Genomic DNA, 21,425 nt, shown 5'->3' with positions numbered 1-21,425 from the left:
GGGTATAATGATTTACTTTCCTAGACAGAACTGGGAGAAAATCTGATCAATTAACGCGTCATGCGCCGTATCTCCCACGATCTCTCCGAGCTGCTCCCACGCCAGACGCACATCAATCTGGATCATATCAATGGGAACAAACTGATCTGCAGCCTCATAAGCATCCACCAGGGATTGCTTTGCCTTTTTAAGCAACGCAATATGACGAACATTGCTGACGTAGGTCAAATCTGCCGACTCCAGCTTGCCGCTGAAAAACAACGTGGAGATCGCCTCTTCCAAACGATCTACACCCAGATCATCCTTAACCGACATCGGTACAAGCCGCTCCTCTGGAATATAACGGAGCAGCACGTCACGTTCAATCTGTGGCGTTAAGTCCATTTTATTCATAATGATAATTGATTGTCTACCGCGGATTTGTTCCAGCAGTTCAATCTCATCCTGATGCAGCGGCTCAGCCGCATTAACCACCATCAAAATCAAATCTGCATCATTTACAGCCGAGCGGGAACGCTCCACCCCGATCTTCTCAACAACGTCCATCGTCTCCCGAATGCCAGCAGTATCAAGCAGCTTTAGCGGGATATTGTTAATGGTAATGAACTCTTCAATGACATCACGAGTTGTACCTGGAATATCGGTAACGATTGCACGGTTATCCTGTGCGAGTGTATTCATTAATGAGGATTTACCCACGTTAGGACGTCCAACAATGGCTGTAGTAATACCTTCACGCAAGATTTTGCCTTGTTCAGCCGTAGTAAGCAATTTATCTATCTCAGCCATAACCTGACTGGACTTTTCTTTAATAAATTCAGATGTTAATGATTCCACATCATGCTCTGGATAATCAATATTGACTTCAATATGAGCCAGCGTCTCAACCAATGTATGTCTCAGATCCCGTAGCTTGGAGGACAGCTTGCCTTCCACCTGCTTCAGTGCTACCGAGAAGGCCCGATCCGATTTCGAACGAATAAGATCCATTACCCCTTCTGCCTGAGACAAGTCAATTCGCCCATTAAGGAATGCCCGTTTCGTGAACTCACCTGGTTCCGCGAGTCGGATATTAAGCTGCAACAGAAGGTCCATCACACGTTTAACCGATACGACTCCACCATGCGCACTAATCTCGACAACATCCTCTGTTGTAAATGAACGAGGCGCTCGCATCACCGTTACCAGCACCTCTTCGATCTTGTCCCCACTTGCTGGATCTATAATATGCCCGTAATGAACGGTATGGGTTGCTGCTTGAGTCAAGGGGATTTTACTGCGAAAAATTTTTTCCGTCTCTGCCACTGCATCTGGACCACTGACGCGAATAACAGCAATGCCGGCTTCACCGACCGCTGTAGATATGGCTGTAATCGTATCGCTTATCATCGTGATATCTCTCCTTACTTCTCTATAATCAACGGTCATCCAACGGTTCTGTAGAATGCCAATATATATTCAAGCGGTACGAAAAAAGCAATGGCTTCTGCACCGAGCAGGAAGCCATTGCGTCTTCAATTGCGTGTTATTTCAACGTAATAACCACACGCCGATTAGGCTCCTCGCCCTTACTTAATGTCTTAATCTGCGGGTGATTTTGCAGTTTGGCATGAATCACTTTCCGTTCGAGCGGAGGCATCGGCTCAAGCACAACTTCCTTACCTGTGCGAATAGCTTGTCCAGCTAATCGTTCAGCCAGGTCCTCAAGCGTTTTGCGTCGGCGTTGGCGAAAGTTTTCCGCATCGAGCACGATGCGTACGAAGCTTTCCGAGTAACGGTTCGCTACGATATTGGTCAGATATTGAAGAGCATCCAGCGTCTGTCCGCGTCTACCAATAATCATCCCCAGATCTTCACCGGATATATTAAAGATATGACCATCACGCTGTTTTTTAATATGCACTTCCACCTCTAGGCCCATACCAGCCGCAACCTCTTTCAAAAATGCAGCCGCTTCTTCATATGGATTATGGAGTGCTACACCCTCAAGTAACACATCGGTCTCAGGTTCAGGTGTGGCTGGTTTGATCGACTGCTCAGATGGAGCTTCAGGTACTGGCAGCAGTTTGACTTCAACTTTGGCAGCCTTCACCCCGAACAAACCCAGGAATCCTTTTGACGGCTGCTCTAACACTTGTATCTCGACCTTGTCCCGGCTCACGCCCAGCTCAGCCAATCCTTGGTTTACAGCATCTTCAACGGTTTTTCCTGACGTAATGACTGTGGTCATTTCGATTTTTTGGCCCCTTTCGACCCTTTCCCAGAGACAGTAGCTCTGCCACCGTTTTTGCGTTTAGCTCCATTCTTGGAAGAGCTGCTCTGCTTCACGTTGACCTCGGCCACAACTTTATCATTATTCCGGTAAAGGAAATAGTTTTGCACGATTGTGTAGATATTACTGTAGAACCAGTAAAGCGGCAACGCTGATGGGAACTGATACGACATCACGAAAATCAGAATCGGATACACCCACAGCATGAACTGCATTGGTCCAACTTGCTGTGTAGGATTCATGCGCATCATCATCCACGTTTGGATGAATGTTGTGATGGCAGCCAGTACAGGCAAAATAAACAGGTGATCCGCTTCTCCAAGCTGAAGCCACAAGAAATCGTGGGTTCTGAGACTGGAGTTTCCGTAAATGGAGTTATAAAGTGCGATGTAAATCGGCATCTGAATCAGAAGTGGCAAACAACCCGCCATTGGATTGACTTTGTTCTCCTGAAACAATTTCATCGTTTCTTGCTGAACCTTTTCAGGCGTGTCTTTATACTTGGTTTGAATCTCCTTCAGTTGCGGCTGAATAGCCTGCATCGCTTTGGAGCTGCGAACCTGCTTCAACGTTAATGGTAAAATCAATGTCCGTACAATTAGCACCATCACAAGGACAGCTAGTCCATATTCACCGTTAAACCAGTTGGCGAATGTATCGAGTGCCAGTGAGAACCAGTACACAACATTACTTTGCCAGAATGACCCACTATTCTTCAAATCTTCCGTAGTTACCCCGGAGCCTTGCGGAGTACAACCGGCGAGTACAGTGACCATTGCAATGACTGCAATGAGGAGAATCCACTTCCCCTTAGATGTCTTCAATCGCGACACTTCATAACCCCTCTCTTAACCATTCCATTCCACCGTAAATCATACCATAATTAGGAGGACAAATAAACCGAAGCTTACCGCTTGCACGACTTCAGCAGCGAGGCCTTACGCAGTACATGGAGCAAACTTTTCTCCATCTCCTTATAAGGCATATCGAGTGCCCCTTTGCGAACGATGAAAATAAGGTCCATCTGCGTAACAATCTCCTGCTCATGATGACGTACAATTTCCTTGATCATGCGCCGCATCCGGTTACGCACGACAGCGTTTCCGATTTTTTTGCTGCATGACACGCCCACCCGAAATTGCTCCGTATCTTTACGGCGGCATCCGTACACCACAAACTGATGATTGGCAAACGATTTTCCAAAGCGATATACGCGGCTAAAGTCCGCCCGGTTTCGTAGACGTAATCTTTTATACACGGCGCTGCTCCTTGCTGTCCCCCATCCATGTTATTGACGGAGGCCTCATTACTGATTTAGTATAGGCTTTCTTGAACGACGGTAAACCGTCACGGCGACAAATATATATTAAGGTAAGTTCCCTACTAAAGTGGAAATAGAATCCACGTGAAAAACCCTCATTTAAGAAAAAAAAGACCACCTCGGTGGTCTTCACATGCATTAAGCACTCAGGACTTTACGGCCTTTAAGGCGACGTGCAGCCAGAACTTTACGGCCGTTTTTTGTGCTCATTCTTTTCCGGAAACCATGAACTTTTTTACGTTTGCTAACGTTCGGTTTGAATGTAGGTCTCAATGTATTGCACCTCCTTACAAGGAAATACTTATGTGATGAATCATTTTCATCTTCACAGAAAACACCTTTATACATTTAACCACGTTCAACTGGAAAAGTCAACTGAAAAGCACCCCCTTGCTCCTCTTTTTCGTGCGCTTTCCAGCATTTGAGACTCACATTATTTTGACCTGACCTTTTGCACCCAATTCAGTGGACCCGCTCAAGCGTCAAAGTTATCCCCAACAAGTTCGGAAAACCGCAGTACTAAGCACTTTCCAGGTTATCCACACCTTATCACATTAGACTTTTTTTATTTCTTGCTGTTTGAAGTTATTCACATGTGGATAAAGAATATTTAGTTGAATTTGGTTCATTGCTCCTCGCTGTATCCGCTTTAATGTGAAGGTTTACAAGCTTTCAAGAAAGGTGTAGGATTAAAAAAATATCTTGTATACAAGTATACTTATTGTTTTTTTCAGGGCTGCCTCACTGTATGTTATGATAAATAACTGTACGGATCACATCATTTTAGGAGCGTTAGCCATATGCAGTTTCCATCTTCCTGGCTTCAAGGAGCATCCCGCGGTGAGGCCATAGCATGCGAATTAAGGCTGAGAATTATTAGCGGAACCCTTCGGCCTGGAGACATTTTGTCGGAAAATCGAATTGCTGCTGATTTTGACAGCAGCCGCTCGCCTGTTCGCGAAGCGCTGAGAACGTTGTCTAATGAGGGTCTGATTCGCCTTGAACGAATGGGCGTTGTGATCCTCGGCCTGAATATGAAGGATGTCGAGGAGCTGTACGATGTTCGCTTTCTCATTGAAAGCTTTGTGCAGCAGAGGTTGTCTGCTGATGTTCCCCCATCACTAATCACACAGCTACACAACACTATCGACAAAATGCAGCTCGCTGGCAAACACCAGAATGCTGTCGAATTTGCCTATCAGGATCTTACGTTTCATGAGACCATTATTGAAGCGGCCGCGCACTCCCGCATTTCTCATCTGTGGAAGAGCATCAGATATGTCGTGATGACGGTCATGCTGCTAACAACACGCCGGGTATTTGCTCAAGGCGAGGGCAAAGTAAGCGCTGTAGTTGAGAAGCATCGCTCGCTTGCAGCAGCTCTGGAATCAGGCGACAAGCTTCTGATCCAGGCTGGGGTACGCACTTATTTCAAAGACTCAGGACAAACGTTACACGAAAGCTTTGAATTTTAATGGGCTTTACCAGTAGCTTCAATAATAGGGGGAGCTCGCAATCAATCCGTTACGAGTTGATTGCACTCAACTTGTCGACAAGTATACAAAATGCGATTTTCTATCCTTTTTAGGGCATGATAACCTCTCCAGGATTTTTAATCGTACTGCTCAAGCAGAGAACTGTTATTTGTCGGTACGACCATTTGTAAGCGTTTATAACTCAGACAAAGGAGTAATCTCATCATGAGTACTATTTTTGGACTATCCCATAATGCGACACTGCTGGTCTGGACGTTGATCGCCATCATCTTCCTGATCCTGTTAATCTCCAAATATAAATGGAACCCGTTCATTACCCTTCTATTATCCGCATTGATGCTTGGTTTACTGACGGGAATGAAGCCGGCCGATGTCATATCCTCCATTACGGGGGGGCTTGGCAGTACATTAGGCACCATTGCAATCGTCATTGGACTTGGCACCATACTTGGTAAAATGATGGCCGAATCCGGTGGTGCCGAGCAGATTGCTACGACTCTCGTGGACCGCTTCGGTGTAAAACGAGTGCACTGGGCGATGATGATTGTTGGTTTTATCGTAGGTATTCCCGTTTTCTTTGAAGTGGGCGTCATTCTCATGATCCCGATCATTTTCACTGTGGCCCGCAAAACAAACATGTCCCTGCTTCAGATCGGAATTCCTATTCTGGCTGGTCTATCCACTGTGCATGGGCTTGTTCCACCGCATCCGGCCCCTATGATAGCAATCGAAGCCTTTAATGCGGATCTGGGAAAAACGATTCTCTACTCCCTGCTGGTCGGCATTCCTACAGCGATTATTGCCGGACCTGTTTTCGGTAAATTTATTGGCAAAAGAATTCATACTGAACCACCGGCAGAACTTGCTGAACAGTTTTCTGCCAAGAAGAACAGCAACCTGCCCGGATTTGGCATTACACTGTTTACCATTTTGCTTCCGGTCATTCTCATGCTCATCGGTTCAATCACCAACATCGTTGATCCTGAAGCAACGAGCAGCCTGACTGTTTTCAGTGCGTTTATTGGTAACGAAATTATTGCTCTGCTGATCTCCGTCGTCTTTGCCCTCTTTTCACTGGGCTTTGCGCGCGGATTCACCAAGCATGAACTTTCCCGTTTCACCAGCGAATGCCTGGCACCTACTGCAACAATCATTCTCATCATCGGCGGCGGCGGCGCGTTCAAGCAGGTGCTGATCAATAGCGGTGTGGGCAACGCCATTGCCGAATTTGCTACACATGCCAACATTAATGTCATCCTGTTCGCATGGCTTGTAGCTGCGCTCATTCGTGTTGCAACCGGCTCAGCTACAGTAGCCATGACTACAGCGGCAGGCATTGTAGCCCCAGTGCTCGCGCTTACACCTGGAGCCAATATTGAGCTGGTCGTGCTTGCTACGGGCGCAGGCTCTCTCGTTCTGTCGCACGTAAACGATGCAGGCTTCTGGATGATCAAGGAATTCTTTAATATGAGCGTGGCTCAAACTCTCAAGACGTGGACCGTTATGGAAACACTACTCTCCGTTGTCGGACTGCTCTTTATTTTGCTGCTAAGCACAGTGGTGTAAAATCAAAATATACGTGTAAACCTGTTTAACTGTAGGCCTGTCTTCAATAATATGTTCTAAGCTCTTTAAAGAAAGAGGGATCACTCTATGACCAACTATATGATTGGAATGGATATCGGCACCACCAGCACCAAATCCGTGTTATTCACAGAGCAAGGCGAGGTGGTCACGACCTCCACTCAGGAATATCCGCTCTATACCCCTGCACCGGATGTTGCGGAACAAGATCCCGAAGAGATCTTGCAGGCAGCTATTCGCTCGGTACGCGGCGTGATGAGTGAAAGCCAGATTGCGGCTGATCAGATTCTCTTTGTATCCTGCAGCTCGGCTATGCACAGCGTCATTGCCATGGATCAGCAGCATCAGCCATTAACACGCTGCATCACCTGGGCTGATAACCGCAGCGCAGCCTGGGCAACCAAGCTTCAGGAGAAGGGTATCGGCCATCAGATCTATCTGCGTACGGGCACACCCATTCATCCGATGTCACCTCTGACCAAATTGATGTGGCTGCGCCATGATGAGCCTGAACTGTTCCAGCGCACGGCAAAATTTATTTCAATTAAAGAATATTTATTCTTCCGCCTGTTCGGGCAATATGTTGTCGATCATTCCATCGCCTCCTGCACCGGGCTGCTTAATCTGGAGCGGCTGGACTGGGACAAGGAAGCCCTTGACGTGGCAGGCATTACAGCCAATCATCTGTCAAAGCTTGTGCCGACCACATATACAATAGAGGGAATACATCCTGAATGGGCTGAAAAAATGGCTCTCTCCCCCTCTACGCCCTTTGTCATCGGCGCAAGTGACGGAGTATTGTCCAACCTTGGTGTCAACGCCATTGAACCCGGCGTTGTCGCCGCCACCATCGGCACCAGTGGTGCAATTCGTACTGTTGTTGATCGTCCTGTAACTGATCCAAAAGGCCGTACCTTCTGTTATGCACTGACCGAAAAAATGTGGGTCGTTGGCGGGCCTGTGAATAATGGTGGCATGCTGTTCCGCTGGGTACGCGATGAGTTCGCTGCATCCGAGGTGGAAACGGCGAAGCGTCTTGGTATTGATTCCTATGATGTCCTGACCAAAATTGCAGAGCGTGTCCCGCCAGGTTCAGAAGGGCTGCTGTTTCATCCGTACCTTTCGGGCGAACGTGCCCCGCTCTGGAATCCGGATGCCCGTGGCTCGTTCTTTGGGCTGACACTTCACCATCAGAAGCAGCATATGATTCGTGCTGTGCTTGAAGGCGTTATTTTTAATCTCTACACCGTCTTGCTTGCAATGGAAGAGCAGATCGGGCAGCCAACCTCCATTCAGGCGACCGGTGGATTCGCACGATCTCCATTATGGCGCCAAATGATGTCCGACATCTTTAATCAGGAAGTCGTTGTACCTGAGAGCTTCGAGAGCTCTTGTCTTGGCGCCGTTGTTCTTGGCCTCTACGCGACAGGGAGAATCAAATCCCTGCATGCTGTCTCCTCTATGGTAGGTACAACTCATCGGCACACACCAATCAAAGAGCATGCCTCCCTCTATCGGGAGCTGCTGCCAATCTATATTCGTATTTCACGCAAGCTGGAAGAAGAGTATGCAGATATTGCAGCCTTTCAGCGCAAAATGTCTACCCCTCAGATGTAAGGCGAGGAAGGCCCCGCAGCCCAAAACCGGCTGCGGGGCCTTCCTCTTTATATAAATTTATGTCCTCAATTCCATGCAGACACCTGCATTCGGTACTATGCCCGCCTACCTCTTTTCCTAAATATGTTTTCTCTATCCGATTCTCAACCTGTCCATCTCGTTACGATCCGAGCACACAACCATGAAAACTATCACACTTTTGCTCGTGGGCACCTTATGAGGGTGAAGGCATATCCCATATAACGACTCATTTTGCATCCGCTTCGTTCTTCGCAGCCCTCGAATTATCCACAACGAGGTTATTCACATCCCCGGAGCACTTTTGCACACAAACAGGCATCTTTCGACGGATATCCTGTGTATAAAATAATTTGTTCTTTTGGGTCGTGTTGTCGAAACTTAAACAATTTATAAACAATATATTGTGTTGTGACTAAAAATTATACACAAGTTATTGAATTTGTGGATAAAATCTCGCGATACGTTGAAATGCGGGGCTTCTTTTGCTATGATTGTATTACTTTTGGATGTGAATATGTGATCTGACCCATAATATTATCAACAGCCTGTGGATAAAGTTGTGAACAATTTTCCGTTGTTCATTCTTTTTTTGTTTTTGACCTGCGGGGGTTTGGGGATAAATTAAGGCAATATATCTCGAATTTCGACACTGCATCATGGCTTAAGCCACACTTGGAACATGTAAAAGGAGTGACAGTCTGTGGACAGCCATACTTCTGATTTATGGCAGCAAATTTTATCAATCATACAAAACAAACTCAGCAAACCCAGCTTCGACACCTGGTTCAAAGCAACGAAGGCAACCAAGCTGAACGATCAGACTATTGTCATCTCTGCCCCAACCACGTTTGCCGTCGAATGGCTGGAGAGCCGTTACACCAAGCTCGTCGGTTCGACGGTCTATGAGCTGCTTGGCAAACAGGTCGATGTGAAATTTGTCATCGAGGAGAACAAACCTGCTGAGCCGGACCCTCAACTGCCGGCGCCGACGCCAACGGTCGTGCAAGAAGAAGCGGTGCTCAGCATGCTGAATCCAAAATATACGTTCGATACCTTCGTCATCGGGCCAGGCAACCGTTTTGCCCACGCCGCATCGCTGGCGGTCGCTGAAGCGCCCGCCAAAGCCTATAATCCTCTTTTTCTATATGGAGGTGTAGGACTTGGCAAGACCCACTTGATGCATGCGATCGGACATTACATTTTGGAGCATAACCCGAGCAGCAAGGTCGTTTATTTGTCATCTGAGAAATTCACGAACGAATTCATCAACTCCATCCGTGATAATCGCGGGGAGAGCTTCCGTAACAAATACCGAAGCGTAGATATTCTGCTCATTGATGATATTCAGTTCCTGGCCGGAAAAGAATCAACACAAGAGGAATTTTTCCATACGTTTAATGCGCTGCATGAGGAACGGAAGCAGATCATCATCTCCAGCGACAGGCCACCGAAGGAAATTCCAACTCTGGAGGAGCGACTGCGCTCCCGGTTTGAATGGGGTTTAATTACGGATATTCAGCCTCCGGATCTGGAGACGCGGATTGCCATTTTGCGTAAAAAGGCGCGTGCGGAGAATCTGGATATTCCGAATGAAGCGATGATGTATATCGCTAATCAGATTGATACGAATATTCGAGAGCTCGAAGGAGCTCTGATCCGTGTAGTAGCATACTCTTCACTGACCAATCAGGACGTAAGTTCTCATCTGGCCGCTGAAGCCTTGAAGGATATCATTCCTTCCAGCCGTCCCAAAATGATCACGATTCAAGACATCCAACAAAAGGTCGGCGAGTATTACAGCCTCAAGCTTGAAGACTTCAAAGCACGGAAACGGACAAAAGCTGTTGCCTTCCCGAGGCAGATTGCCATGTATCTTTCTCGAGAACTAACAGACTTTTCTCTGCCCAAAATCGGGGAAGCTTTTGGAGGACGAGATCATACTACAGTCATTCACGCCCATGAAAAAATCTCTCAAGCGATCAAGAACGATCAAGATCTCTATAAAGTTATCAACAACTTAACCGAAAAAATTAAGAATCCAACCTGAACAAGTCCCAAGCCTATGCACAACGTGTACACATGTGGATAGGCTTAATTTTATGGGTTTAACCCTACTTATCCACATATTCAGTGCCCCTATTACTATTATTACTATAAAGATCTAAAGATATCTTCTCCAAAAAGCCGTCGCAAAGCACGGCCTTCGGCCTATTAATCAACACCTTTTCTGGACCACACCAATACAAGGTCAACCCAAAAAATCAGCTAGGAGTGAAATCATGAAAATCAGCATAATGAAAAGCTATCTTAACGAATCCATTCAGCAAGTATCCAAAGCAATCTCCAGTCGTACGACGATTCCCATTCTGAGCGGTATCAAATTCGACGTGAATCACCAGGGTGTGACGTTGACAGCAAGTGACACCGATATCTCCATTCAGTCATTTATCCCGCTTGAAGATGGAGACAAAAGTGTAGTGCAAGTAGAACAACCGGGAAGCGTTGTGCTGCCAGCCAAGTTTTTCGTTGAGATCATCAAAAAGCTGCCTTCGCAGGAAGTGCATATGGAGGTCAAAGAGAATTTCAACACCTTTATCTCCGCCGGAGCTACCGAGATTCAGCTCGTTGGTCTGGACCCGGAAGAATTCCCTGTGTTGCCAAGCATTGAAGAGAACCAAACTGTCTCCATTCCTGGAGATCTGCTGAAAAATATGATTAAGCAAACGGTCTTCTCTATTTCCACACATGAAACGACTCCGATTCTAACGGGTGTTTTGTGGAGCCTTGCAGACAACGAGCTCAAATTTGTGGCAACCGACCGTCATCGTCTTGCTACACGTTCGGCAATGCTGGATAATGCAGAGGGCATTCGTTTCAACAACGTGGTTATCTCAGGTAAAACGCTGAACGAGCTTAGCAAAATTGTGCCGGACCAGAACACACTTGTGGATATCGTAGTTGCAGACAATCAGGTATTGTTCAAAATCGACCGTGTATTGTTCTATTCCCGCATTTTGGACGGAACATATCCGGATACTTCTAGAATTATTCCGACGTCCTACAAAACAGAACTTGTTTTGGATACAAAAAAACTAAGTGAATCCATTGACCGGGCTTATTTGCTGTCACGTGAAGAGAAAACAAACATTGTTCGCATGCAGACGATGGACTCCGGCACAATTGAAATATCCTCCAGCTCCTCTGAGCTTGGTAAAGTAAGAGAAGAGATCGAGCCCGCTGAATTTACCGGTGATCCGCTCAAAATCTCGTTTAACTCCAAATATATGCTGGATGTGCTGAAAGTTGTGGAAAGTGAACAGCTAATGATTGCCTTTACCGGTGTCATGAGCCCGATCATCCTTAAACCACTGGACGACAGTCACAGCCTGTACGTCATCCTGCCTTATCGGACGACCAACTAACGAAAGGAAGATCATGATGAAGCAAGTAACGATTCGTACGGAATACATCAAGCTTGACCAATTTCTGAAGCTGGCAGACTGCATCCCTACTGGAGGCATGGCCAAAGCGATACTACAGGAAGGACTTGTACGTGTGAATAAAGAGCCCGAGGAACGTCGTGGACGGAAGTTATACCCTGGGGATATCGTAGAGGTTGACGGAGAAGGCACATTTGAAGTGGTTGCCGAATAGAAAAACCAGGGTGCAACCCGGCTGCCTCCTGACGGACGGGAAAAAAGGGAGGTTACCGCGTGTTTGTGAACAGCATAGAGTTGCAGCAATTCCGCAATTATGAACATCTGAGGCTGGATTCGTTTGGTCCCGTCAATCTGTTGATTGGACAAAATGCGCAAGGCAAGACCAATCTGGCCGAAGCTATTTTTGTGCTTGCACTCACCAAGAGCCATCGCACCTCCCGGGATAAGGAATTGATTCGCTTTGGCGAAGAACGGTCACGACTTTCCGCGGAAGTTGACAAGAAATACGGGAAGGTCAAGCTGGAGCTTTCCCTATCGCAGCAAGGCAAAAAAGCGAAAATCAACGGGCTGGAGCAGCGAAAATTAAGTGACTTTGTTGGCTCGCTTAATGTGGTGATGTTTGCTCCCGAGGATCTGGAGATCGTCAAGGGCACACCGGGGGTTCGCCGCCGGTTTCTTGACATGGAAATCGGGCAAGTCGCTCCAGGTTATCTGTACCACCTGCAGCAGTATCAGAAGGTGCTGGTACAGCGGAACAACCTGCTCAAGCAGCTATGGGGTCAGGGAGCATCCGCTCAGACGATGCTGGAGGTCTGGAACGAGCAATTGGCAGAGCATGGTGTTAAAATCGTCAAAAAAAGGAAACAATTCATAAAGAAACTGCAAAAGTGGGCTGAAACGATACATCAGGGCATCACCGGAGGCGGCGAAGTCCTGCGCCTGGCCTACCTTCCCTCCTTCAGCGAAGCGGCTGAGGAAGATGAAGCTGTCTTAATGGATCAATTTATGATAAAATTATCACAAATGAAAGAGCAGGAGATTCGCCGAGGCACAACACTAAGTGGGCCACATCGGGATGACCTGTCCTTTTTCATTAACGAACGGGAAGTACAAACGTACGGCTCTCAGGGGCAGCAGCGCACTACAGCGTTGTCTCTTAAGCTTGCGGAAATTGAACTGATTCATGAGGAGATCGGAGAATATCCGGTGCTTCTGCTGGATGATGTGTTATCCGAACTCGATCCTTTTCGTCAAACCCAACTGATCGAAACATTCCAAAGCAAGGTACAGACCTTTATTACCGCTACGGGAATCGAGAGCCTGAACGTTGACAAGCTTAAAGATGCCAGTATTTATCACGTTCATGCCGGACAGGTGGAACGCTAAGGAGTGAGGGCTTATGTACATTCATCTGGGCGGAGAGAAAATCATCCGTTCTTCTGAGCTGGTAGCTATTTTTGATATATCCATTGAAAAATCTTCAAAAATATCGAAGCAGTATGTTACACATGCCGAACAGGAAAAAACCGTTGAGCATATCGGCGAAGAGGAAGCCAAGTCCATTGTGGTGACGAAAAATATTGTGTATTATTCACCGATTTCCTCCGCTACGCTCAAGAAGCGTGCTCACCATTTTCCCGATCTCTAGTGTTATTTCAGAGAACCTCGGTGCTGCTCATATTTTTAAGTTAACGCATATTCGAGATATTGAATCTATAGAAGTAGGTGAAAGGCATGTCTATGAATCAACCGTCATATGATGCGAATGAAATTCAGGTCCTTGAGGGACTGGAAGCCGTACGTAAACGTCCGGGGATGTACATCGGTTCCACCAGTGCCAAAGGTCTGCATCATCTGGTCTGGGAAGTAGTGGACAACAGTATTGATGAAGCGCTGGCCGGTTACTGTGATCATATCGAGATCAGCATCCACGAAGACAACAGTGTAACCGTTGTGGATAATGGACGGGGTATTCCGGTTGGCGAACATGCCAAAATGAAACGTCCAGCTCTCGAAGTCGTAATGACTGTTCTGCACGCGGGTGGTAAATTTGGCGGCGGCGGCTACAAGGTCTCCGGTGGTTTGCACGGTGTAGGTGTATCCGTTGTTAACGCGTTGTCCGAAAAAGTGGTGGTTACCGTTAAGCGTGACGGTCATATCTATCAGCAGGAATACCGTCGTGGTGCTCCGCAGTATGACCTTAAAGTGATCGGTACGACAGATGAGACGGGAACAACCGTAACATTTCATCCGGACCCGGAAATCTTTACGGAGACGACTGTATACGATTACGACACACTGTTGACGCGTGTCCGCGAGCTGGCTTTTCTGAACAAAGGCATTGGCCTGACTCTGACGGATGAGCGTACAGGTGCAACCCATTCCTTCATGTACGAAGGCGGGATCATTGAGTATGTATCCTTCCTGAACCAGAAGCGAGAGGTACTGCACGAGAATCCAATCTACGTTGAGGGTGCGCGGGATAATATTCAGGTTGAGGTTGCGTTGCAATACAATGACAACTACACCGAGAATATCTATTCTTTTGCCAACAACATCAACACTCACGAGGGCGGAACGCATGAATCGGGCTTCAAGAGTGCGCTGACCCGGATTATCAATGATTATGCCCGTAAAGCTGGTGTAATCAAGGATAGTACCGGCAATCTGTCAGGAGACGATGTGCGGGAAGGTCTGACGGCCATTATTTCAGTCAAAATTCCTGAGCCGCAATTTGAAGGACAGACCAAAACCAAGCTCGGAAACAGTGAAGTGCGTGGTATTGTAGAATCTCTGTTTGCAGAGAAGCTGCAGGAGTTTCTGGAGGAGAACCCTTCCGTATCCCGTCGCATTTTGGAAAAAGGTTTGCAGGCAGCTCGTGCCCGTGAAGCAGCACGTAAAGCTCGTGAATTAACACGCCGTAAAGGCGCACTTGAAGTCAGCTCCTTGCCAGGTAAACTGGCGGACTGTTCATCCAAGGATGCGTCCATCAGCGAATTGTACATCGTCGAAGGAGACTCTGCCGGCGGTTCTGCGAAACAGGGACGTGACCGTCACTTCCAGGCTATTTTGCCACTGCGTGGTAAGATTCTGAACGTGGAAAAGGCACGTCTGGACCGAATTCTGGGTAATGCCGAGATTCGAGCTATCATTACAGCGATGGGAACAGGGATCGGCGATGATTTTGATATTTCCAAGGCGCGTTATCACAAAATCATTCTAATGACCGATGCCGACGTCGATGGTGCTCACATCCGCACCCTGCTGCTGACTTTCCTGTATCGGTACATGCGCAAAATTATTGAGGCGGGTTATGTATATATTGCACAGCCACCACTTTTCAAGATTGAACGCAACAAGGTGATTCGTTATGCGGGCTCAGAGAAAGAGCGTGACGAAATCATCGCTTCTCTGGGAGAGAATGCCAAGTACAACATCCAGCGTTACAAAGGTCTGGGTGAGATGAATGCCGGACAGCTGTGGGAAACTACGATGGACCCGGAGAGCCGCACGATGTTGCAGGTGTCGATCAGCGATGCGATGCTGGCAGATGCCATGTTTGATACACTGATGGGGGATAATGTTGAACCTCGTCGTGATTTCATTCAGGAAAATGCAAAATACGTGAAAAACCTCGATATTTAATGGAGTTGCGAAGAGGCGCCTGTGAGGGCGCCTTTTTATTTTTATAGACGATATCCTTATCTGGCATTTCGGCGTCTGGCAGCGGAGGCACGCGCTTTGGCAGGAGTATTGTTCGTTTTACCCTTTTTGGAACCGGGCAGACGTCCGTAAGCAATTGCATAACGCTTGATCTTGCGATAGGCCTCTTTGTCAGGCAGCAGGCCAAAAGCATAGATGCCAGGCAGCGTATTCACCTCCAGAATCCAGGGGCGCCCTTGATCATCAATTGCAATATCAATACCGATCTCCTTGAGTCTTGGAAAGGTGCTCTGTAGCTGAACTGCCGTATGGATACCGAGACGATATAATTCATGCTTCAGCTTCTGGAATCGTTCCTTTTTCAGATGAGGGAGTACCAATTCTTCAAATGTGGCGAGTCTACCGCCCCCGTGAATGTTGGTAATGATTTTTCCCGGTGCGGCGATCCGGCCGAGGATACCTGTCGTTTCCCAATTATGCTGCAGGTTCTTCTGGGTTAACACACGCAGATCAAAAGGCAAACCTTCATGTTTCATCAAGGGAATGCCCTGCTGAATGATGTAGTCACGCTGCTGAATGCGTTTGTTTAGTGCATGTTCCAGCTCATCAAGAGACTGGAAGGTCTGTTCCTCTAACCCATGCTGGAGATGATAGGTGAGAATTTCGAGCTTGGCTGGACGAGGCTGTTCTGCCGATTGGGAAGGTGATGACTTTGATTCATCCGGGGTATCACCATCACTTGTGCTTGTTGCCTTTTCTTCAGGTACAGATGTTGCCAGAGTGACGCGTGTAGTCTTTACTCGCATCACGCCGTTGCCATACGTTCCGCGATCCGGTTTGATATAGTTCGCCGGAAACAACGCTGTCATCCGTTCCAGCGTTTGCCGACTGTATTTTCGAGTCACGGGTATATATTCATTCACATGACGATTTCGCTGAAGGACAGTCGTTTTGGCCCACTTGCTGGAGACGCGCTGGATACTCAATGTGCATCAGTCCTTTCTTGTTTTGATCGGTAACTCTGAGGGGCTGCATGCAGAAAATCAAAGGACAAGAGACGATTTCAGTGGTATAATAGAGGAATATGGCGTTTTGTGCTGTCAGCTGCTAAAGTTGTGGTTTGATTGCCAGCTGGGAACGGCTCCAGCCTTGATTTAGACAGTACATATGCCGCTTTTCTAGCATTGTATGTGGTTTTGGAGAGGAAGGCAGGGCTAATCCCCAGACACATATAAGTTCCCGGAAGAAAGGCTATTGCCCAGCGGACGTTTAATTGTGTAACTTTTGTGAAAGTAATATAATAAAGAGTAGCGTTCTTGCGCGGTTTTAGCCTTGTTAGGCTTTTCACATATATTATTCTTTTCGAAATGATTGATTTGGAACGTTGGTTACAGGACAAGAAGGAGGTCCAGCATGGCGGAAGAAATGAACTCGCAGATTAAAGATCGGGATATTGGCGTCGAGATGCGTGAATCGTTTATGGATTATGCGATGAGCATCATTGTAAGCCGTGCCCTGCCTGATGTGCGTGACGGATTGAAGCCGGTTCACCGGCGTATTCTGTATGCAATGTCTGAGCTTGGCATGACACCTGATAAACCCCATAAAAAATCGGCCAGAATCGTCGGGGAAGTTATCGGTAAGTATCACCCTCACGGTGACTCTGCGGTATATGAGACGATGGTACGTATGGCTCAAGATTTCTCCCTGCGTTATATGCATGTGGATGGACATGGTAACTTCGGTTCAGTTGATGGAGACATGGCTGCAGCGATGCGTTATACCGAGGCACGTTTATCCAAAATCGCGATGGAAATGCTCAGGGACATCAACAAGGATACGATTGATTTCCAACCGAACTATGATGGTGAGGAAAATGAACCGGTGGTTCTGCCAGCTCGCTTTCCGAACTTGCTTGTTAACGGTGTAGGCGGGATCGCCGTCGGGATGGCCACCAATATTCCTCCTCATAATCTGGGAGAGGTTATTGACGGCGTACAAGCGATGATCAAAAATCCGGATATTACATCCATGGAACTGATGGATTATATTCAGGGGCCGGATTTCCCGACATCGGGTTATATTCTGGGACGTTCAGGCATTCGCCAGGCTTACCAGACTGGACGCGGATCAGTAACGATGCGTGCCAGAACGAATATTGAAGAGAACAACAATAAAGCCCGCATCGTCGTTACGGAGCTTCCGTATCAGGTGAACAAGGCAAGACTCGTTGAGAAAATTGCTGAACTGGTACGTGACAAAAAAATCGACGGAATCACGGATCTGCGTGATGAATCTGACCGTAACGGTATGCGGATTGTGATAGAGCTTCGTCGAGACGTAAATCCTGGTGTTGTGCTGAATAACTTGTACAAGCATACTTCCATGCAGTCCACGTTCGGTATTAACATGCTGGCGATTGTGAACAAAGAGCCGAAGATTCTGAATCTGCGTGAAGTGTTGTATCACTACCTGCAGCATCAGATCGAGGTTATTCGCAGACGTACCCAGTTTGAACTGAAAAAAGCAGAGGCTCGTGCGCACATTCTGGAAGGTTTGCGTATTGCACTGGATCATATCGACGAGATCATTGCCTTGATTCGTTCGTCCAGCAATACAGATGCCGCTAGAGAAGGATTAATTGAGCGCTTCTCACTCAGCCACGATCAGGCTCAGGCGATTCTGGATATGCGTCTGCAACGTTTGACAGGCTTGGAACGCGAACGAATCGAGAACGAATACAACGAATTGATGGTCAAAATTCGCGAGTATCGTGAAATTTTGGCTAATGAACATCTTGTACTTGAGATCATCAGTACAGAGCTTCAAGAGATTCGTGAGCGTTTTGGCGACGATCGCCGTACCGAGATTACTGTGGGAGAAGAAAGCATTCTCGATGAGGACCTGATTCCGCGTGAAGAGGTTATCATTACGATTACACACTCGGGTTACGTGAAACGTTTGCCAGTATCGACATACCGCAGCCAGAAGCGTGGAGGGCGTGGTGTTGTAGGGATGGATACGAAGGATACCGATTTTGTCGAGCATCTGTTTGTAACCAATTCTCACAACTACCTGATGTTCTTTACGGATAAAGGTAAGGTGTATCGTTTGAAAGCATACGAAATTCCGGAGCTTGGACGTACAGCACGCGGAACACCAATTATCAATCTGATTCAGATTGAGCAGGGAGAATCCGTCAATGCGGTTATTCCAGTTCAGGAATTCGAGAGTGACAAGTATCTATTCTTTGCGACACGTCAAGGTGTAGTGAAGAAAACACCACTTGAGGATTACACAAACATCCGTAAGGGTGGTCTGATTGGTATTTCCTTGCGTGATGATGATAGTCTGATTGATGTGAAGCTGACAGACGGCCAGCAGGAGATTATCATGGGTACCGCTCACGGAATGTCTATTCGTTTCTCGGAAGGCAATGTACGTTCCATGGGACGTAGTGCAACCGGGGTTAAAGGTATCACACTAGATGATCAGGATGCAGTTATCGGCATGGATGTTGTCGATACAGCTCTGGATGTACTCATTGTTACGGCCAAAGGATACGGTAAACGTACACCAGTCAGTGACTATCGGATGCAGACTCGTGGCGGTAAAGGAATCAAAACGATCAATGTTACCGAGAAAAACGGCGCTGTGGTTAGCCTCAAAATGGTTAAAACAGAAGAGGATCTCATGATCATCACGTCCAGTGGTACGTTGATTCGTATGAGTATGGACGGCATCTCGACTATGGGTCGTTATACACAGGGTGTGAAGCTGATTCATATCCGTGATGAAGATGCTGTTGCTACCGTCAGCCGAATTGATAAAAATGAAGAAGAACCAGATGAAGATAGCGTCGAAGTAGCGGAAGCCGAAGCATCCTTTGATCCAGATTCAACTCTGGAAGAAGGGCTGACGTCTGGAGCGGAAGTTGAAGGCGAGGATTCAGGTTCTGAAGAATAGCATCAAACAGCTTGTTGTTTAATTATGAGCATGATTAAGCACAATTGCTGAGGGCTCCCGAGAGGGAGCCTTTTTAGTATAAGCAGAATAAAGAAAAATCCACTTCGAAATCTAGGATGTACAGCCAGTTTTCTGAGTAATATAATGGGAAATAAAACGAGAAATTGGGACTATGGTCTTGTGATATCATCATCTTTAAGAGAACGATGAGTGAGGGGAATCAGTATGGGATTAATTACCCTGTCCGAAGTGAAACCTGGATTGAAACTGGGCAGTGATGTGCAGACGTTGCGCGGCAATGTGTTGCTGCAAAAGGGGAAAGTCATTTTACCCAAAGATGTGGAAGTTCTCAGAGCCTTTATGATTCATCAAATTGATATTGAACAGGATAAGGTAGGAGCGGGTAGCAACAGTTCTTCAAAGGGGGCAGCAGCATCGGGGACAACCGTTGCTACAGAGAAGAGCGGGGAACGCACAGGCACGTTGGTCTCAGCACCAGTGAGTACACTACAGGATGAATACGAGAAGATGGTTATCTTGACCAAAAACGCTTTTCTCTCCTCCCTCGCTGCTGAATTGCCTGTATATGAGCTAAGAACACAGCTGGAGACGCTCTTCGGACATCTGAAACAGTATAATGTGCTTACCTTCAGTCCACGTGCGATGAAAGAACATGATTATATATACCATCATGCTGTATTGAGTGCGATCACTTCTTATCAGCTTGCCCAGTGGTTGGACCTTCCCTCTAAAGACTGGATGCAGGTTGCTTTTGCAGGATTGTTTCATGATATCGGCAATAACAAGGTTGATCCGCAAATTCTGCATAAACCCTCTTCTCTGACAGCCGAGGAGCAGGAGGAGATCAGACAGCACACCAAGTATGGTTATCAGATACTTAAACAAGCCAAAGCCATTAATGAGGGAGCGAGACTGGCGGCACTGCAGCATCATGAAAAAGTAGATGGCTCAGGATATCCACTGCACCTTACCGGCACACAGATTCATATCTATGCGAAAATTGTAGCTATTGCAGACATCTTTCATGCAATGACACTGGATCGAATCTATCGAAAAGCACAGTCTCCGTATCGGGTACTGGATCAGATTCAAAGTGAGGCATTTGGTAAACTGGACCCTTCTATTGTGAATGCTTTTGTACAACGCTCCACCCAGATTCATAATGGTATTCGAGTGAAACTGAGTAATAATCAGATTGGCGAGATTGTTTTCTCCGACCGTGATCATCCGACACGCCCTATGGTGTCTGTGGAGGGAACGATCATTAACCTGATGCAGCAAAGACAATTGTATATCCAGGAAGTGCTTGGATAGTAAATAATGCGTGTTAGCATGGCTATAGGCCTCCTCAGAGATGGGGAGGTTTTATGTTTATCAGAGTTAGTTATCAGTAATAAAATAATATGGATGAAATGAAGTAGCACGCTATACTGGCAGATATATAAACATTTTTAAAATAAAACTTGCATTCGTAATCTATACATGGTATATTCTAATTCCGGCCAAGAAAACACGGTTTACACGGTGCGGCAAGCAACTTAATATGAAAGCTTCAAAAGAAGCTTGAAAAAAAGAGCTTGCAAAGTTGGTTCGGAAATGCTATGATATAAAAGTTACTGAAGCGAACAAGCGATGGTGACAAAACGAAGTTTGATCTTTGAAAACTGAACAACGAGTGAGTAATCATTCTGCTTGCAGAATGAACGTGAAGGTTTTTGGTGCAAGCCATCTGGCTGTATGAAAACTGGAACAACAATGAGATTAACAATCTCGTCAGATTCAAAATGAGCTTATCGCTCTTTTCGATATCCCGATGAGTTGCACAGCGTTGAACGACGCTGCGGAATTCATCTTTATTGGAGAGTTTGATCCTGGCTCAGGACGAACGCTGGCGGCATGCCTAATACATGCAAGTCGAGCGGACTTGAAGAGAAGCTTGCTTCTCTGATGGTTAGCGGCGGACGGGTGAGTAACACGTAGGCAACCTGCCCTCAAGCTTGGGACAACTACCGGAAACGGTAGCT

Annotated in this window: 17 protein-coding genes and 1 rRNA gene; 12 read left to right on the top strand and 6 right to left on the bottom strand. The window is 46.8% G+C overall.

Translation table 11 applies throughout. The features are described from left to right. Positions 1-12 precede the first annotated feature (12 nt). The 5 genes from mnmE to rpmH form a co-directional block, all read right to left on the bottom strand. Positions 13-1,389: a tRNA uridine-5-carboxymethylaminomethyl(34) synthesis GTPase MnmE gene (mnmE, locus tag DFQ00_RS12905; RefSeq protein ID WP_110896906.1), complete on the bottom strand. Its 1,377-nt coding sequence runs from the start codon at positions 1,387-1,389 to the stop codon at positions 13-15. Positions 1,390-1,525: 136 nt separating this feature from the next. After that, entirely contained in the window at positions 1,526-2,230 is a 705-nt protein-coding gene (gene jag / locus DFQ00_RS12900; protein ID WP_110896905.1) for an RNA-binding cell elongation regulator Jag/EloR, read from the bottom strand. Continuing rightward, on the bottom strand, positions 2,227-3,105 hold the full coding sequence (locus DFQ00_RS12895) for a YidC/Oxa1 family membrane protein insertase (protein WP_110896904.1): 879 nt from the start codon (positions 3,103-3,105) through the stop codon (positions 2,227-2,229). The genes jag and DFQ00_RS12895 overlap by 4 nt, the downstream gene beginning before the upstream one ends. Positions 3,106-3,179: 74 nt before the next feature. After that, on the bottom strand, positions 3,180-3,530 hold the full coding sequence (gene rnpA, locus DFQ00_RS12890; RefSeq protein ID WP_110896903.1) for a ribonuclease P protein component: 351 nt from the start codon (positions 3,528-3,530) through the stop codon (positions 3,180-3,182). Between the two features lie 201 nt (positions 3,531-3,731). Then, entirely contained in the window at positions 3,732-3,866 is a 135-nt protein-coding gene (gene rpmH, locus DFQ00_RS12885; protein ID WP_019914530.1) for a 50S ribosomal protein L34, read from the bottom strand. A 527-nt stretch (positions 3,867-4,393) separates the two neighbouring features. On the opposite strand from rpmH, the gene DFQ00_RS12880 reads away from it, so the two are divergent. From DFQ00_RS12880 to gyrB, 9 genes are all read left to right on the top strand, one after another. Beyond that, the gene (locus DFQ00_RS12880) at positions 4,394-5,068 is read left to right on the top strand and encodes a GntR family transcriptional regulator (RefSeq protein ID WP_110896902.1); all 675 of its coding nucleotides are present in this window, start codon (positions 4,394-4,396) and stop codon (positions 5,066-5,068) included. Between the two features lie 225 nt (positions 5,069-5,293). Next, on the top strand, positions 5,294-6,655 hold the full coding sequence (locus tag DFQ00_RS12875; RefSeq protein ID WP_110896901.1) for a GntP family permease: 1,362 nt from the start codon (positions 5,294-5,296) through the stop codon (positions 6,653-6,655). An 87-nt stretch (positions 6,656-6,742) separates the two neighbouring features. Next, positions 6,743-8,290 (top strand): gluconokinase, encoded by a 1,548-nt coding sequence (gene gntK, locus DFQ00_RS12870; RefSeq protein ID WP_110896900.1) that lies wholly within the window; start codon positions 6,743-6,745, stop codon positions 8,288-8,290. 721 nt (positions 8,291-9,011) lie between these two features. Beyond that, positions 9,012-10,358, top strand: a complete 1,347-nt coding sequence (gene dnaA, locus DFQ00_RS12865) for a chromosomal replication initiator protein DnaA (protein ID WP_110896899.1) — start codon at positions 9,012-9,014, stop codon at positions 10,356-10,358. A gap of 232 nt (positions 10,359-10,590) precedes the next feature. Beyond that, positions 10,591-11,733 (top strand): DNA polymerase III subunit beta, encoded by a 1,143-nt coding sequence (dnaN, locus tag DFQ00_RS12860; protein ID WP_110896898.1) that lies wholly within the window; start codon positions 10,591-10,593, stop codon positions 11,731-11,733. 16 nt (positions 11,734-11,749) lie between these two features. Then, positions 11,750-11,965: a S4 domain-containing protein YaaA gene (gene yaaA / locus DFQ00_RS12855; RefSeq protein WP_110896897.1), complete on the top strand. Its 216-nt coding sequence runs from the start codon at positions 11,750-11,752 to the stop codon at positions 11,963-11,965. Between the two features lie 59 nt (positions 11,966-12,024). Beyond that, positions 12,025-13,137, top strand: a complete 1,113-nt coding sequence (gene recF / locus DFQ00_RS12850) for a DNA replication/repair protein RecF (protein WP_110896896.1) — start codon at positions 12,025-12,027, stop codon at positions 13,135-13,137. 13 nt (positions 13,138-13,150) lie between these two features. Continuing rightward, positions 13,151-13,399, top strand: coding sequence for an extracellular matrix regulator RemB (remB, locus tag DFQ00_RS12845; RefSeq protein WP_090923610.1), 249 nt, complete (start codon positions 13,151-13,153; stop codon positions 13,397-13,399). An 86-nt stretch (positions 13,400-13,485) separates the two neighbouring features. Continuing rightward, entirely contained in the window at positions 13,486-15,396 is a 1,911-nt protein-coding gene (gene gyrB / locus DFQ00_RS12840; RefSeq protein WP_110896895.1) for a DNA topoisomerase (ATP-hydrolyzing) subunit B, read from the top strand. A gap of 56 nt (positions 15,397-15,452) precedes the next feature. Here gyrB and DFQ00_RS12835 read toward each other — a convergent pair whose 3' ends face one another. Next, positions 15,453-16,400, bottom strand: a complete 948-nt coding sequence (locus tag DFQ00_RS12835) for a YheC/YheD family protein (protein ID WP_110896894.1) — start codon at positions 16,398-16,400, stop codon at positions 15,453-15,455. A 427-nt stretch (positions 16,401-16,827) separates the two neighbouring features. Here DFQ00_RS12835 and gyrA point away from each other — a divergent pair, with 427 nt between their 5' ends. The 3 genes from gyrA to DFQ00_RS12820 form a co-directional block, all read left to right on the top strand. Beyond that, complete coding sequence (gene gyrA / locus DFQ00_RS12830) at positions 16,828-19,380, top strand: DNA gyrase subunit A (RefSeq protein ID WP_110896893.1); 2,553 nt, start codon at positions 16,828-16,830, stop codon at positions 19,378-19,380. Positions 19,381-19,605: 225 nt separating this feature from the next. Next, complete coding sequence (locus DFQ00_RS12825; protein WP_110896892.1) at positions 19,606-20,715, top strand: HD-GYP domain-containing protein; 1,110 nt, start codon at positions 19,606-19,608, stop codon at positions 20,713-20,715. 539 nt (positions 20,716-21,254) lie between these two features. Next, positions 21,255-21,425: ribosomal RNA gene (locus tag DFQ00_RS12820) — 16S ribosomal RNA — on the top strand; the annotation flags it as partial.

It is taken from the genome of Paenibacillus barcinonensis (assembly GCF_003217495.1).
In the GTDB taxonomy this organism is placed as follows: Bacteria; Bacillota; Bacilli; order Paenibacillales; family Paenibacillaceae; genus Paenibacillus; species Paenibacillus barcinonensis.
This window is presented reverse-complemented; position numbering and strand designations above follow the sequence as displayed.